Source organism: Streptomyces sp. NPDC102462, from assembly GCF_044765425.1.
Classification (GTDB): domain Bacteria; phylum Actinomycetota; class Actinomycetes; order Streptomycetales; family Streptomycetaceae; genus Streptomyces.
In genome coordinates this window covers 43,179-56,725 of record NZ_JBIWKB010000058.1, presented here as the reverse complement: position 1 = coordinate 56,725, position 13,547 = coordinate 43,179, and the positions used below count along the sequence as shown (strand labels likewise).

Sequence of the window (13,547 nt, the reverse complement as noted above, 5' to 3'; positions counted from 1 at the left end):
CCTAGAGAAACGCCTCTCAGGCGCCCTCACCCATGTCCGCGCAGGTCAGACCCCAGATTCGTGACTCTAGGACGCTGAATTACGCGGAACGCAGGCCGCAGGTGGCGGCAGACGAGTCGGGCTGTACGCCGGGTTCTGTTCCCCGGTCCCTCGCGGGAGCCGGGGTGACGGCCATCCATCTAGGGCCGGTGTTGCCACCGGCCTCGTGCGGTCTACCCGCGGACTCGGGCGGGCAGCCCTCGAACGTCCGCGCAGAGCGCTTTTCACGGCGCTCCTCTTGACCTTGCTCCGGGTGGGGTTTACCTAGCTGCCCAGGTCACCCTGGGCACTGGTGGTCTCTTACACCGCCGTTTCACCCTTACCCGGCGCCGGAGCGCCGGGCGGTCTGTTTTCTGTGGCACTGTCCCGCGGGTCACCCCGGGTGGCCGTTAGCCACCACCCTGCCCTGTGGAGCCCGGACGTTCCTCGGGAAGCCCCCTAGGGGGACTCCACGCGGCCGTCCGCCCGGCTCGTCTGCCGTGTCGACCATGTTACCGGGCGTGCGGGGCGCCGCGGACCGGCGGCCGTGGCGAGCACCGAACCGGCCAGGATCAGGGCGAACGCCGCGGCGACACCGGCCGTCAGCGGCTCGTCCAGGAACAGCGCGCCCGCCGCGACGGCGACCGCCGGGTTGACGTACGTGAACACGGTGGCCCGGGTCGGGCCCACCTCCTTGATCAGTTCCAGGAAGGCGACGAAGGCCACCGCCGTGCAGATCACGCCCAGGCCGGCCAGCGAGGCCAGCACCTGCGCGGAGGGCATCGCCGACGGCCAGGTCGCGGCGGCGGCCGGCGCGTAGACCAGGGCGGCCAGGGCCAGGCAGGGCGCCGTGAGGTGCAGGGACGGTACGTCCTTGAGCCAGCGGGCGGCTATCAGGGGGGCCGTGGCGTAGCCGAGCACCGTCAGCAGCACCTCGCCGAGGGAGCGGGCGTCGCCGCCGGTCAGATGGGGCACGGTGAGGACCGTGACGCCGCCGAGGCCGAGCGCGAGGCCCGTCAGCCGCCGGGCGCCGAGCCGTTCCGTGTCCCCGAAGAACCGGGCCAGGAGCACGCCCACGATCGGGACGCCCGCGATCAGCAGGCCGGCGGTGGAGCTGGACAGGTGCCGTTCGGCGTCGGTGAGGGTGAACCAGGGGCCGATGATCTCGATGCACGCGAAGGCCAGCATGGGCCGCCAGTGCGCCCGTACGGTCCCGGTCAGGCCGCCCTGGCGGAGCGCGAACGGAAGCAGGAGGAGCGCGCCGAGGGCGCAGCGCGTGAACACCACCATCGACGGGGACACCGCGTCCACCGCCACCTTGATCATCAGATAGGGGATGCCCCAGACGACTCCCATCAGGGAGAACAGGAACCAGCCGCGTGCAGTCATGCGGTGAGTCTCGGGGCGCTCACCGGCGGGCGTCTTGAACGCTGTTGCGGTACGCCGACGGGGTCACCCCAAGCACCCGGCGGAACCAGCGCGTGAGGTGCGCCTGGTCGGCGAAGCCGACGAGGGCGGCGACCTCGGCGGGCCGCAGGCCGGCCTCCAGCAGGCCGCGCGCCCGGGTCACCCGGTGCTGGGCGAGCCAGGCGTAGGGCGGTATCCCCATGGTCGTACGGAACGCCCGCAGGAGTTGGTAGCGGGACAGGCCGAAGTCGGTCGCGAGGGCGGCGAGGCCGGGCGGGGCGGTCAGTTCGTCGGCGAGCCGGTCGCGGACGGCGCGGGCGATCGCCGAGGCGCCCGGTACGAGGTCGGGGGCCGGGCGTGCCGTGGAGTGCCGGCGGGCCAGCGCGGTGAGCAGCCACGGCAGCCGGGACTCGGCCTCCAGCGGGTCGGGGCAGGCGCTCAGGTCGGTGTGCGCGCACCGCAGGGCGGCGGCGAGTTCGGGGTCGGCGAGGACGGGTTCGCGAAAGTGCGGTACGCGGTCGAGGGTGCCGTCGGCGAGCAGGGCAGGGTCGGCGTACAGGGCGCGGTAGGCGTAGCCGTCGGTGCTGGTGGCGGGGCCGCCGGTGTGCATCTCGCCGGGGGCGAGCACGATGATGGAGCCGGGGCCGGTGCGGATGCGGCCGCCGCGGTAGTCGATGACCTCGGCGCCGCCGACGCACACGCCGATGGTGAACTCCTCGTGCGCGTGCGGGGCGTAGACGTGCCGCTGGAAGCGGGCGGTCAGCAGGTCGAGCGGCGGGCCGCAGTCGCCCAGGCGCGCCCTCGTCCACAGTGCCTGTTCGGCCACCGGCCCCACACCCCTTCGTGTTCTCCCGCCCGGAACCGTCTGGTGCAACATCTTGCGGCCCGGTTCCATGCCGCCGGGGTGCCGGGGTGCCGGGGTGCCGGGGTCCCACCCGGATGCCGCCGGGACATCGGGGTGCCGCCGCCGGGTCGGCTGCCTCGTGGTCGTACGCCGTACGCTGGCGCGGAGGTCGAGTGAAGGAGTCCTTGCTGTCATGGTGCTTGTCCTGCTGCCGCCGTCCGAAGGCAAGGCCGCGTCCGGCCGTGGCGCCCCGCTGAAGCCGGAGTCGCTGTCCTTGCCGGGGCTGGCCGCCGCCCGTGCGGCCGTCCTCGACGAGCTGGTCGACCTGTGCGCGGGGGACGAGGTCAAGGCGCGCGAGGTGCTGGGGCTCAGCGAGGGCCTGCGCGGCGAGGTCACCAAGAACGCCGGGCTGCGTACGGCCGGGGCGCGGCCCGCCGGCGAGATCTACACGGGTGTGCTGTACGACGCCCTCGGCCTGGCCTCCCTGGATCCGGCCGCCAAGCGGCGCGCCGCCCGGTCCCTGCTGGTCTTCTCGGGGCTGTGGGGTGCGCTCCGGGTGACGGACCGCATCCCGTCGTACCGCTGCTCGATGGGGGTACGGCTGCCGGGGCTCGGGGCGCTGGGCGCGCACTGGCGCGGGCCGTTGGCGGACGTGCTGCCCGCGGCGGCCGGTGCCGGGCTGGTGCTCGATCTGCGGTCCGCCGCGTATGCCGCCGCGTGGCAGCCGAAGGGCGAGGTGGCGGGGCGTACGGCGACGGTGCGGGTGCTGCACGCGCCGACCCGGAAGGTCGTCAGCCACTTCAACAAGGCGACGAAGGGGCGGATCGTGCGCAGTCTGCTGTCCTCCGGTGCCGCGCCGAAGGATCCGCGCGAGCTGGTGACGGCGCTGCGGGATCTCGGGTACGTGGTGGAGGCGCAGGCGCCCGCGCGGGCGGGCCGGACCTGGTCCCTGGACGTGCTGGTCGACGACGTGCACTGACGCCACCCTGGGCATGCGTTGCACTCTACGCAACGGCCTTTGCGCAGGATGCTCGGCGCGGGCAGGATGAGCGGCATGTCCTCATCACCGCTGGATCTCGCGCCCGTCATGCCCGTGGTCGTGCTGGCGGACGCCGCCGACGCCGTACCGCTCGCGAGGGCGCTCGTCGCGGGCGGGCTGCCCGCGATCGAGGTGACGCTGCGGACGCCCGCCGCGCCGGCGGCGATCCGGGCGATCTCCGCGGAGGTGCCGGACGCGGTGGTCGGCGCCGGTACGGTCCTCGGCCGCGAGCAGGTGGCGCAGGCGTGCGCGGCCGGGGCGCGGTTCCTGGTCAGCCCCGGCTGGACGGATGCGCTGCTGGCGGCGATGGCCGGGGCCGGGGTGCCGTTCCTGCCGGGGGTGTCGACCACGTCGGAGGTGGTGGCGCTGCTCGAACGCGGGGTGCGGGAGATGAAGTTCTTCCCGGCGCAGGCGGCCGGCGGCACGGCGTATCTGAAGTCGCTGGCCGGTCCGCTGCCACAGGCCCGGTTCTGCCCGACCGGGGGGATCGGTCCTGCGAACGCCGCGGAGTATCTGTCCCTGCCCAACGTCGGCTGCGTCGGCGGCACCTGGATGGTGCCACCGGACGCGGTGGCGTCCCACGACTGGGCCCGCATAGAAACCCTGGCCCGCGAGGCAGCGAGCCTCCGCGTGACCGCCACACCGACGTGACCTCCGGCCGACGGGATGGCCCTCGACGCGGCGAGGCTCCCGCTCGGTCGCGTGACTACCGCGGCGCGGGGCTCCGACCGACGGCAGGACGCCCAACTCGGCGCGGGGTTCCGGCCGGCGGCAGGACGCTCGACGCGCCACGGAAGCCGACTCGGCCGCGCACCGCCTACCGCGGCGCGGGGCTCGGGCCGATCACCCGACCCTCAACTCAGCGCGAGGCTCCCGCTCGGTCGCGTGACGCCTACCGCGGCCGCGGGGCTCCGGCCAACGGCAGGACGCCCCGACGTGGCCCAACGCTCCAGCTCGCAGATGTGACGCCCGCGGCGCGCGGCTCCGGTCGGCGGCATCGCTCTCGACTCGGCGTGGAACTCCGCCCGGCCCGCGCTGCTCAATAGGCCCCAGCCGTGTGACACTCAGCGTGGCGCAGCACTCCGGTTCGGAGACGTGACGCCCACCTACTCGGCACCGAACCCGCGGAGCTGGACGCTCACCTTGGCGCAGGAATCAGCCTGCCCAGCCCCTCAACAGGGCTCGACACAGCCCAGCCTGCGAAGCTCACCGCAGGTGGCTCGTGTCGTTGAACAGGCGGACGCTGGCGTTGCCGTCCGTGTAGTACGCCACCGCCGACAGGGACGCCGCCGAGAGTTCCATGCGGAACAGGGACTCGGGCGGGGCACCCAGCGCCAGGCGTACGAAGGTCTTGATCGGGGTCACGTGGGTGACCAGCAGCACGGTGCGGCGGGCGTACGCGGTGACCAGTTCGTCGCGGGTGACGGCGATCCGCGCCGCGGTCGCCGCGAAGCTCTCGCCGCCGCCGGTCGGGCGGGCCTCGGGGTCGGCCAGCCAGGCGTTCAGGTCGTCCGGGTGGCGCTCGCGGACCTCGCCGAAGGTGAGCCCTTCCCAGGCGCCGAAGTCCGTCTCGCGCAGCCCGTCCGCGACGGCCACGTCAAGGCCGAGCCGGTCGGCGACGATCGCGGCGGTCTCCCGGGTACGGGCCAGCGGTGACGACACGATCGCCTGGACGGTGCCGCGCCGGGCGAGGGCCGCGGCGACCCGCCGCGCCTGCTCCCGGCCGACGTCCGACAGGGACGGATCGCTGCCGCCGCTCCCGGAGAACCGCTTCTGCGGGGTGAGCGGGGTCTCCCCGTGCCGCAGCAGTACCAAGGTGGCCGGGGCCCCGAGATCCGCGGGCGCCCAGCCGGCGCTCGGCGTCGCCACGGCCCGCGCCGCCCGCACATCGGCGCCCGCCTTGCCTCCACCACCGGTGCCCCGGGCCCCGGTGGCAGAAGGTTCAAGCACCGCGCCCACCCCACCGCGCGACGCGGAGGGAGCCGACGGAGCGGATGAACCCGACGGGCCCACCTGCGAGTCCCGAGGCCCCACCGCGTCCAGACGCCCGGCGGCACCCCCAGGCCCAGCGGCACCCTTTGGCCGAACGGCACCCTTTGGCCCAGCGACACCCCCTGGCCCAGCGGCGTCCTGTGGCCCAGCAGCATCCGAAACCCCGGCCCCCGGCCGAGAGGCACCCCGTGCCCCGGCGGCATCCCGCGGCCCAGCGGCATCACTAGGCCCACCGGCATCCTGCGACCCAAAGGCAGCTTGAGGCCCACCTGCATCGTGTGGCCCGGCAGCATCCGAAACCCCGGCCCGGCGCCCAGCGGCATCCTGCGGCCGAACAACATCCTGTGGCCCAGCGGCATCACTAGGCCCGCCGGCATCCTTCGGCCCAAACGCATCTTGAGGCCCGGCGGCATTCCCAGTCCCGCCCGTGTCCAGGGAGGCCGTCGAGTTCGTCGGAGACCACTGTTTGCCGTGGCGGCCCGCGTCCATCGCCTCGTTGGCCAGGCGGTCGGCGTGTTTGTTGCGCTCCCGGGGGATCCACTCGTAGGTGACGCGGTCGGGCGGCAGGACCCGGGCCGCCTCCGCGGCGAGCGGCTTCAGGTCGGGGTGTTTGATCTTCCAGCGGCCCGACATCTGCTCGACGACCAGCTTGGAGTCCATGCGGACATGGACGGCCGCGCCGGGATCGAGGTCACGCGCCGCCCGCAGCCCGGCCAGCAGCCCCCGGTACTCGGCGACGTTGTTGGTGGCGATGCCGATGTACTCGGCGGCCTCCAGCAGCGCCTGGCCGGTCACGGCGTCGAGCACGACGGCGCCGTAGCCCGCCGGACCCGGATTGCCGCGCGACCCACCGTCCGCCTCGACGATGAACTCCCGCACGCCCAGGGCTCCTTACAGACCCGACTCGCCGGTACGCACCAGGATGCGGCGGCAGTTCTCGCAGCGTACGACCGTGTCGGGCGCGGCGCCTCGGATCTCGTTCAGCTCGGTGATGGCCAGCTCCTGGCGGCAGCCCTGGCAGGTGCGCTGGTACAGCTTGGCCGCGCCGATGCCGCCCTGCTGCTCGCGCAGCTTGTCGTACAGCTTGAGCAGGTCCGCGGGCACGGCACCGGCGATGACCTCGCGTTCCTTGGTCACCGTCGCCACCTCGCCGTCGATCTCCTCGAACGCGGCGTCCCGGCGGCCGTGCGCGTCGTCGATCTTCGCCTGTACGGAGGCCACCCGCTCGGTCAGCTCGCCCACCCGCTCCTGCGCCGCCTCGCGCCGCTCCATGACCTCGAGGACGACGTCCTCCAGGTCGCCCTGCCGCTTGGCGAGGGAGGCGATCTCCTTCTGGAGGTTCTCCAGGTCCTTCGGGGAGGTGACCGCGCCGGAGTCGAGGCGCTGCTGGTCGCGGGCGGCGCGCTGGCGCACCTGGTCCACGTCCTGCTCGGCCTTGGTCTGCTCGCGGGCGCAGTCGCTCTCCTCGGTCTGCGCGGCCACGAGCAGGTCGCGCAGCTGGGTGTGGTCCTTGGTCAGCGAGTCGATCTCGGCGTGCTCGGGCAGCGACTTCCGCCGGTGCGCCAGCTGCTGAAGGCGTACGTCGAGGGCCTGGACGTCAAGGAGTCGGATCTGGTCGGCGGGGGCGGCGTTCAGTTGGGGGCTCCCGGTGCGTGAGAAGAGGGGGCGCGCGTGGCGCCCGGTGGAAGGGCGGTGGCGGACGCCGCGTGGGCGGTCCAGGGGTCGGTGACCGTCTTGGAGACGTGGACGCGCAGGTCCCATCCGTGCCGGTCGGAGATCTCGTCGAGCTGGGCCGCGGCCAGCTCGCACCAGGGCCACTCGGTGGCCCAGTGCGCCGCGTCGAGCAGGGCGAGCGGGGTCTGCGCGACGGCCTCGGAGGCCGGGTGGTGGCGCAGGTCCGCGGTGAGGAAGGCGTCCACTCCGGCCGCCCTGACCCGGTCGAACAGGCTGTCGCCCGAGCCGCCGCTGACCGCGACCGTGCGGACGGTCGCCTCGGGGTCGCCGGCCACCCGGATGCCCTGCGCGGTGGCGGGCAGCCGCTCGGCGGCGCGGGCGGCGAGTTCGCGCACGGTGAGGGGGTGGTCGAGTTCGCAGACCCGGCCGAGGCCGCGGCGGCCCGCCGGGTCGGTGGGGTCCGGAACGAGGGGGCGTACGACGCGCAGGTCCAGCGCCCCGGCGAGCGCGTCGGAGACGCCCGGGTCGGCGGTGTCGGCGTTGGTGTGGGCGACGTGCAGGGCGATGTCGTTCTTGATCAGCGTGTGCACGACCCGGCCCTTGAAGGTGCCGGCCGAGACCGTCGTCGTACCGCGCAGATACAGCGGGTGGTGGGTGACGAGCAGGTCGGCGCCGAGTCCCACCGCCTCCGCCACGACGTCCCGCACCGGGTCGACCGCGAACAGCACCCGGCGGACGTCCTGGTCCGGGTCGCCCACGACCGTGCCGACCGCGTCCCAGGACTCGGCCCGCTCGGCGGGCCACAGGGTCTCCAGCGCGGCGATGACTTCAGACAGACGGGGCACGGGAGAAAGGCTACCCGCCTGTTCCGCGGGGACGTACCGGCCGCGGACGCGGGGTGCCCGCGCAGCACATGGATCCCTGTTTCCTCAGGAGAATCGTTACGCGGCCACCCCTTTGTGTGAAGAGGCTGCTCGTCGGTGTCACGGCTGTGCGTGCGAAAACTACGTTCGTCGCCGGAGGTGAGCGAACGATGACGGCGTGTGCGATCGAACCCTCGGCGGCCGGCGCGGACGGCGGTGTGCCGGAGACGGGCTGCACCATCACGGCGGACGGCGCCTACGCCGCCCGGCTCGCGCTGGACGGCGGCTCCCGCTACCCGGAGCGCTGGACGCTGGACGGCCCCGAGCCGTACGCCGTGCCGCTGCCCGGCAACCAGCCGGAGGAGCCCGGCACCGAGGTGCAGCCGATGGGCGACGGGCGGGTGCTGATCCACCGGCTGGTGGCGGGGCGGCACGTGTTCTCGCTGCTGTACCCGACCGGGCCGGGCACCGGGGAGCTGCCGCTGGGCGCGGTGGAGTCCGCGGACCCGGGCACCCGGCTGCGGCTGCTGCCGCCGGCCCCGGGCGGGGCGTACGCGTACGCCCTCGCGGTCGGCCGGCGCTCCACGACGGTGTGGCTGGTCGCGGGCGGCGCCTTCGGGCCCGAGCGGCTGGCCGAGGTGCCGGGGCGCTGCACGGGCGGGGTCTGGCTGGACCGCACGGGGCGGCTGCTGGCCCTGGACCGGGAGGCCGGCGGGCGCACCAAGGCGGTCGTGGTGGATCTGGAGCGGGGCGGCGAGGTGTCGCCGCTGCTGCAGATCGCGGCCGACAGCGACGACCGGTTGCTGCTCGCCGACCCGGACAGCGGGCTGCTGCTCATCGCCTCGGACGCGCCCTCGCCGGGCCGGGAGCGGCTGGGCTGGGGCGTGCTGGGCAGCACGCTGCCGGTGCGGTTCCCGGACAGCCTGCGGATGCCGGACTGCGTGGTGACGCCGTTCGCGATCCAGCCGGGGCAGGCGCTGACGCCGGAGCGCTGCGCGGTGGCGCTGCGCGTGGACGGGCCGCTGGGCCGCTGGATCGCGGTGTGGCGGCCCGCGGACCGGCAGCTGTCCCATCTCCCGGCGCCGGCCGGGTGGTTGACGGGCGCGGGACGGTGGACCGAGGACGGCGTACTGCTCCTCCCGTACGCCACCCCGCAGATCCCCTGCGGCCTGGCCCACCTGACACCCCCCACAACCCCACCACCCTCCGCTTCCCGGGCCACCGCGGCCACCCCACCGCCGGCCCCCGACGCTTCGGCGACATCGACGCCCGGCCGGTTTGCGGAGCGCGGCTGGGGGGCGCCCGGCGGCGTGCCGGTACCCGAAGTCTTCGCGGTGGCCGGGGATTTGGCGGTACGTGACGCGTCGGCGGCGCCAGGCTTGGCAGCAGCGGCGGCGCCCGGCGGAGTGACGGTGCCGGAAGGCTCCGCGGTGGCCAAGGAGGTAGCGGTCCGCGACCAGGCGGTGGCGGGCGATCGGCCGACGGTGCGTGGCCGGGCGGCAGCCGAGGACTGGGTGGCGGCCGACGGCGCGAGGGCGCTCGGCGACTCGCCGGCGCCCGACAGGTGGGCCGCGGCGCCCGGCCGGCCTGTGGCGCCCGGCTGGGCAGCAGCGCCCGACCGGCCCTCGGCGCGCGGCTGGGCGGTGGCCGGGGGCTGGGCGGCGCCCGGCGACACGAGATCGCCCAGCGATGTGACGGTGCCCGGCGGCTCGGCGGCGTCCGAAGGCTCCCCTGTGCCCAAGGAGTTGGCGGGGCGCGACGAGGTGGCGTTGCGTGGTTGGGAGGCGTCCGGTGAGTGGGCGGTGGACTGGGGGGTGTACGGGGGCTTGGACGGGGCACACGCTTCGGCGGTGGCCGGGGGGTCCGTGGCCGTCCCGGAGGCGGTGGAATCGGAGCCTCCGCGACCGGTTGCACTGCGTCCCGTGCCGCTGCAACAGGCTCCCCTGGGACGCCTTGTAACGAAGTAGTGCCGGTTGGCGTGCCCGCCTGGATCAGGGCCGAGGTACGCCGGTTAGACTCGCCCGGCTGTACGAAAGATGATGTTGACGGGGTGAATTCTTCCGATGAGCGACACCAGCACGACGCAGCCGCTGTCTGCCGGCTCTCAGGAGACAGACGGACACGGCAAGCACCGGGGGCCGGTCTCGGCCCAGGACGGCGAGACGGCCCCGAGCGGCCGCCACCGCAAGCCGGAGCCGACGGAGTCGGCGGCCTGACGGTACCGCGGCGGGAGGGGACCGACGTCACCCGACCCCCGGCCCCCTCCCCCGCGCACACCCTCCACGCAAACACCATCACGCACACCTGAGCCCACCCCCACACCACCAAGGCGACCGCCCGCCGAGCCGCACGCACGCATGGACACCGGCAGCCGCCGCGCCTCCGTGTGCCCACCCGGGGGCGGCCAAGGCGGACGTCGGACACCGGGCAGCCGCGCGGTGCAACCGGTGCGCAGACCGGGCGGCCCGGCGCCGGGCAGGCCCGCGGGCGTACCCGAGGCAGCGCCGGCGCCAGTGCTCAGCGGTGTGGTCAGGCGCGTTTGAGGGTGAGTACTTCTGCTGCTGCGAAGGTCTCGCTCGGGGGGCGGGACGCGTAGTGCGGGGTGAGGAGTGCGTCCAGTTCGGCGTAGCTGAAGGCGTCCTGCTTGCTGTCGAACTTCGCCTGGACGCGCGGCCGTTCGACGATCGCGACCATGCCGCCGTGGACCACGAACAGCTGCCCGTTGACCCGCGCGGCGGCGGGCGCGGCCAGATAGCCGACCAGCGGAGCCACATGCTCGGGCGCCAGCGGGTCAAGTCCCTCGTCGGGGACGGCGATGCCGGCGAAGACGTCCTCGGTCATCCGGGTCCTGGCGCGCGGACAGATCACGTTGGCGGTCACACCGTACTTGGCGAGGGCCAGCGCCGTGGAGGTGGTCAGGCCGACGATTCCGCCCTTGGCCGCGGCGTAGTTGGGCTGGCCCGCCGAGCCGACCAGGAACGCCTCTGAAGAGGTGTTCACGATCCGCCCGTAGACCGGCCCCCCGGACGCCTTGGACCGCTCCCGCCAGTACGCGGCGGCGAAGTGGATGGTGTTGAAGTGGCCCTTGAGATGGACCCGGATCACCGAGTCCCACTCGTCCTCGGACATGGCGAAGACCATGCGGTCGCGCAGGATGCCGGCGTTGTTGACCAGGATGTCCAGGCTCCCGAACGCGTCGACCGCGAGCGCGACCAGTTCCCGGGCGCGGGCGAAGTCCGCGACGTCCCCGGTGTGGGCGACGGCCCGGCCCCCGCCCGCACGGATCTCCACCGCGACCTGTTCGGCGGACTGCCCGTAGTCGTTGACGACGACGGCCGCGCCGAGCCGGGCGAGTTCCAGCGCCTCGGCCCGGCCCAGTCCGCGTCCGGCGCCGGTGACGATGGCGGACCGGCCTTCGAGTGGCAGTGACATACGGCTCCGGCTCCCCGTCAGATCTCGATGCAGGTGCGCAGGGCGGTCCCCGTACGCATCTGGTCCAGCGCCTCGTTGATCTCGGCCAGCGGCACCCGGTGGGTGATCAGGCCCTCCAGGTCGACGCGGCCGGCCCGCCACAGGGCGATGGTGCGCTGGTAGGAGCGCAGCACGTCGCCGCCGCCGTACATGGACGGCAGGATCCGTTTCTCGTCGAAGAACAGCTCGAACATGTTGAGCTTGAGGAAGTCGTCCATGGCGCCCGCGCCGACCACGACGAGCGTGCCGCCGCGCCGGGTGTTCTCGTAGGCGGTACGTGCGGTGGCCGAGCGGCCGACGACCTCGAAGACGTAGTCGAAGCCCTCGCCGCCGGTGACCTGCTGCTTGGCGTCGGCCAGTGCCTCGGGCGGTACGGCCCGGGTGGCGCCGAAGCGCAGCGCGGACTCGCGGCGCGAGGCGACCGGGTCGACGGCGACGATCTCCGCGGCGCCCTTGAGGCGTGCGCCCTGGACGGCGGAGATGCCGACGCCCCCGCAGCCGATGACGGCGACCGACGAACCGGCCTCGACGTCCGCGGTGTTGAGGGCGGCGCCGAGGCCGGTGGTCACGCCGCAGCCGATGAGCGCGGCGATGTCGAAGGGCACGTCGTCCGGGATCGGTACGGCGCAGCCCGCGTCGACGACGACCTCCTCGGCGAAGGTGCCGGTGCCCGCGAAGCCGAAGAGGTCCCCGCCGGAGCGCTTGAAGTTGGGGGTGCCCGCGTTCATGAATCCGGCCAGGCACAGCTCGGTCTGGCCGCGCCCGCAGGCGGGACAGGCGCCGCAGGCGGGCAGCCAGCAGATCACCACGCGGTCGCCCGGCTTCAGGGCGGTGACGTGCTCGCCCACCTCCAGGACCTCGCCCGCGCCCTCGTGGCCGGGCACGAACGGCGCCGGCTGCGGCAGCACCCCGCTCATGGCGGACAGGTCGGAGTGGCACAGCCCCGTGGCGCGCACCCGAATCCTCACCTTGCCGGGGCCGAACCCCGTCGCCTCGATGTCGTCGAGGACCTCCAGCTTGTCCTGGCCGATCTCGTGCAGTACGGCTGCGCGCATGGTGCGGCTCCCCTCAACAGCGGTCTGGCTCAGGCGTGTTCGACGATCGTGTCGGTGAGGACGGGTGCCTCGTCCGGTTCCCGTACGGCGCTCACGGCGACCCTGACCGCGCCCGGCTGCCGCCACATCCGGATGCGCAGCGTCTCGCCGGGGTACACCACCCCGGCGAAACGTGTGGTGTAGCCGCAGACCCGGGTCACGTCGCCGTCGAGCAGCGTGTCGACGACGGCCTTGAGCGTCATGCCGTAGGTGCACAGGCCGTGCAGGATGGGCCGGTCGAACCCGGCCGACTTGGCGAAATCGGGGTCGGCGTGCAGCGGGTTCCAGTCGCCGGAGAGCCGGTAGAGCAGGGCCTGGTCCTCGCGGGTGGGGCGCTCGACGGTCAGGTCGGGGTCGCCGGCGGGCGGTTCCAGTGGGGTGGAGGGGCCGCGGTCGCCGCCCCAGCCGCCCTCGCCGCGTACGAAGATCTGCGCGTCGCCGGTCCACAACGGGCCGTCGGCGTCGGTGACTTCGGTGCGCAGGACGAGGATGGCGGCCTTGACCTTGTCGTACACGGCGGCGATCCGGCCGGTGGCGGTTGCGGTGCCCGCGACCGGGATGGGGCGGTGCAGGGTGAGGGACTGGCCGCCGTGCAGGACGCGGGCGAGGTCGACCTCGATGCCGGGCATGGACAGGCCGCTGATCACGCCGGGCGAGCCGCTGCCCGCGACGGTGGCGAAGGCGGGCAGGACGTGCAGCCGGGACTCCAGGGTGTAGCGCAGTTCGCCGGGGTCGGTGGCGGGCCGGCCGGCGCCGATGCCGAGGTGGTAGAGCTGGACGTCCTTGTGGTCCCAGGCGATCTCCCGGGAGCGGGGTTCGGCGGCTAGGGCCTTGGCTGCGTCGATGGGCATACGGCTCCTGACACGGGCGGCGGCCGGCGGGGGCGGCCGGGCGGGTGGGGCACCGCGGCTCTCCGCGGTGCCAAGACCCCGGCGCGGCCGTCCGCACCGTCGGCCGCGCCGAGGTCGTCACGGGCCGACCTAGAACGCGTTCCAGTCCGGCGCCCCTTGTATAGCCGAGCCCACGGTACTTGTGAACCCTCCTGACACCCCGTCAGCGGGGCGCTCCGCGGGTACGGCCGTGTTACGCCGTCGGCCGACTGCCCCGCCGTCGTGGCTGGGCGCGCAGTTCCCCACGGGGCGCTC

At 74.1% G+C, this 13,547-nt stretch carries 10 protein-coding genes, 1 other RNA gene and 2 pseudogenes; 4 read left to right on the top strand and 9 right to left on the bottom strand.

Going from position 1 to position 13,547, the window contains the following annotated elements:
- Positions 1-108 precede the first annotated feature (108 nt).
- The 3 genes and pseudogenes from rnpB to ACIRFL_RS34985 form a co-directional block, all read right to left on the bottom strand.
- Positions 109-512: RNase P RNA component class A (rnpB, locus tag ACIRFL_RS34995), an RNA gene on the bottom strand.
- A 115-nt stretch (positions 513-627) separates the two neighbouring features.
- A pseudogene (locus ACIRFL_RS34990) lies at positions 628-1,344 on the bottom strand (DMT family transporter); the annotation flags it as partial.
- 82 nt (positions 1,345-1,426) lie between these two features.
- Entirely contained in the window at positions 1,427-2,302 is an 876-nt protein-coding gene (locus ACIRFL_RS34985) for an AraC family ligand binding domain-containing protein (RefSeq protein ID WP_404036840.1), read from the bottom strand.
- 163 nt (positions 2,303-2,465) lie between these two features.
- Between ACIRFL_RS34985 and yaaA the strand changes: the two genes are divergently transcribed.
- Both yaaA and eda read left to right on the top strand, forming a co-directional pair.
- Positions 2,466-3,248: a peroxide stress protein YaaA gene (yaaA, locus tag ACIRFL_RS34980; RefSeq protein ID WP_404036844.1), complete on the top strand. Its 783-nt coding sequence runs from the start codon at positions 2,466-2,468 to the stop codon at positions 3,246-3,248.
- A 75-nt stretch (positions 3,249-3,323) separates the two neighbouring features.
- Positions 3,324-3,959 carry a bifunctional 4-hydroxy-2-oxoglutarate aldolase/2-dehydro-3-deoxy-phosphogluconate aldolase gene (eda, locus tag ACIRFL_RS34975; RefSeq protein ID WP_404036837.1) on the top strand — a complete coding sequence of 212 codons (636 nt, stop codon included), beginning with the start codon at positions 3,324-3,326 and terminating at the stop codon, positions 3,957-3,959.
- Positions 3,960-4,514: 555 nt separating this feature from the next.
- Here eda and ACIRFL_RS34970 read toward each other — a convergent pair.
- Genes ACIRFL_RS34970 through ACIRFL_RS34960 form a run of 3 tightly spaced genes read right to left on the bottom strand, consistent with a single transcriptional unit; the run spans position 4,515 to position 7,819 of the window.
- A complete protein-coding gene (locus ACIRFL_RS34970; RefSeq protein ID WP_404036834.1) occupies positions 4,515-6,179 on the bottom strand; it encodes a bifunctional RNase H/acid phosphatase in 1,665 nt (554 codons plus the stop codon).
- Positions 6,180-6,191: 12 nt separating this feature from the next.
- Positions 6,192-6,935: a zinc ribbon domain-containing protein gene (locus ACIRFL_RS34965; protein WP_404036842.1), complete on the bottom strand. Its 744-nt coding sequence runs from the start codon at positions 6,933-6,935 to the stop codon at positions 6,192-6,194.
- Positions 6,932-7,819, bottom strand: a complete 888-nt coding sequence (locus ACIRFL_RS34960) for a Nif3-like dinuclear metal center hexameric protein (protein ID WP_404036831.1) — start codon at positions 7,817-7,819, stop codon at positions 6,932-6,934. Before ACIRFL_RS34960 ends, ACIRFL_RS34965 begins: the two co-directional genes overlap by 4 nt.
- Before the next feature lie 188 nt (positions 7,820-8,007).
- On the opposite strand from ACIRFL_RS34960, the pseudogene ACIRFL_RS34955 reads away from it, so the two are divergent.
- Together ACIRFL_RS34955 and ACIRFL_RS34950 are read left to right on the top strand one after the other, a co-directional pair.
- Positions 8,008-9,013, top strand: a pseudogene (locus ACIRFL_RS34955) (hypothetical protein); the annotation flags it as partial.
- An 887-nt stretch (positions 9,014-9,900) separates the two neighbouring features.
- A complete protein-coding gene (locus ACIRFL_RS34950) occupies positions 9,901-10,053 on the top strand; it encodes a hypothetical protein (RefSeq protein ID WP_404036828.1) in 153 nt (50 codons plus the stop codon).
- 313 nt (positions 10,054-10,366) lie between these two features.
- On the opposite strand, the gene ACIRFL_RS34945 is transcribed toward ACIRFL_RS34950, so the two are convergent.
- From ACIRFL_RS34945 to ACIRFL_RS34935, 3 genes are read right to left on the bottom strand one after another with little or no spacing between them, the layout of a single operon-like run.
- Complete coding sequence (locus ACIRFL_RS34945) at positions 10,367-11,269, bottom strand: 3-oxoacyl-ACP reductase (RefSeq protein WP_404036825.1); 903 nt, start codon at positions 11,267-11,269, stop codon at positions 10,367-10,369.
- A 17-nt stretch (positions 11,270-11,286) separates the two neighbouring features.
- Positions 11,287-12,363 (bottom strand): Zn-dependent alcohol dehydrogenase, encoded by a 1,077-nt coding sequence (locus ACIRFL_RS34940; protein WP_404036822.1) that lies wholly within the window; start codon positions 12,361-12,363, stop codon positions 11,287-11,289.
- Between the two features lie 29 nt (positions 12,364-12,392).
- Entirely contained in the window at positions 12,393-13,253 is an 861-nt protein-coding gene (locus tag ACIRFL_RS34935) for a MaoC/PaaZ C-terminal domain-containing protein (RefSeq protein WP_404036819.1), read from the bottom strand.
- Positions 13,254-13,547: the final 294 nt, after the last annotated feature.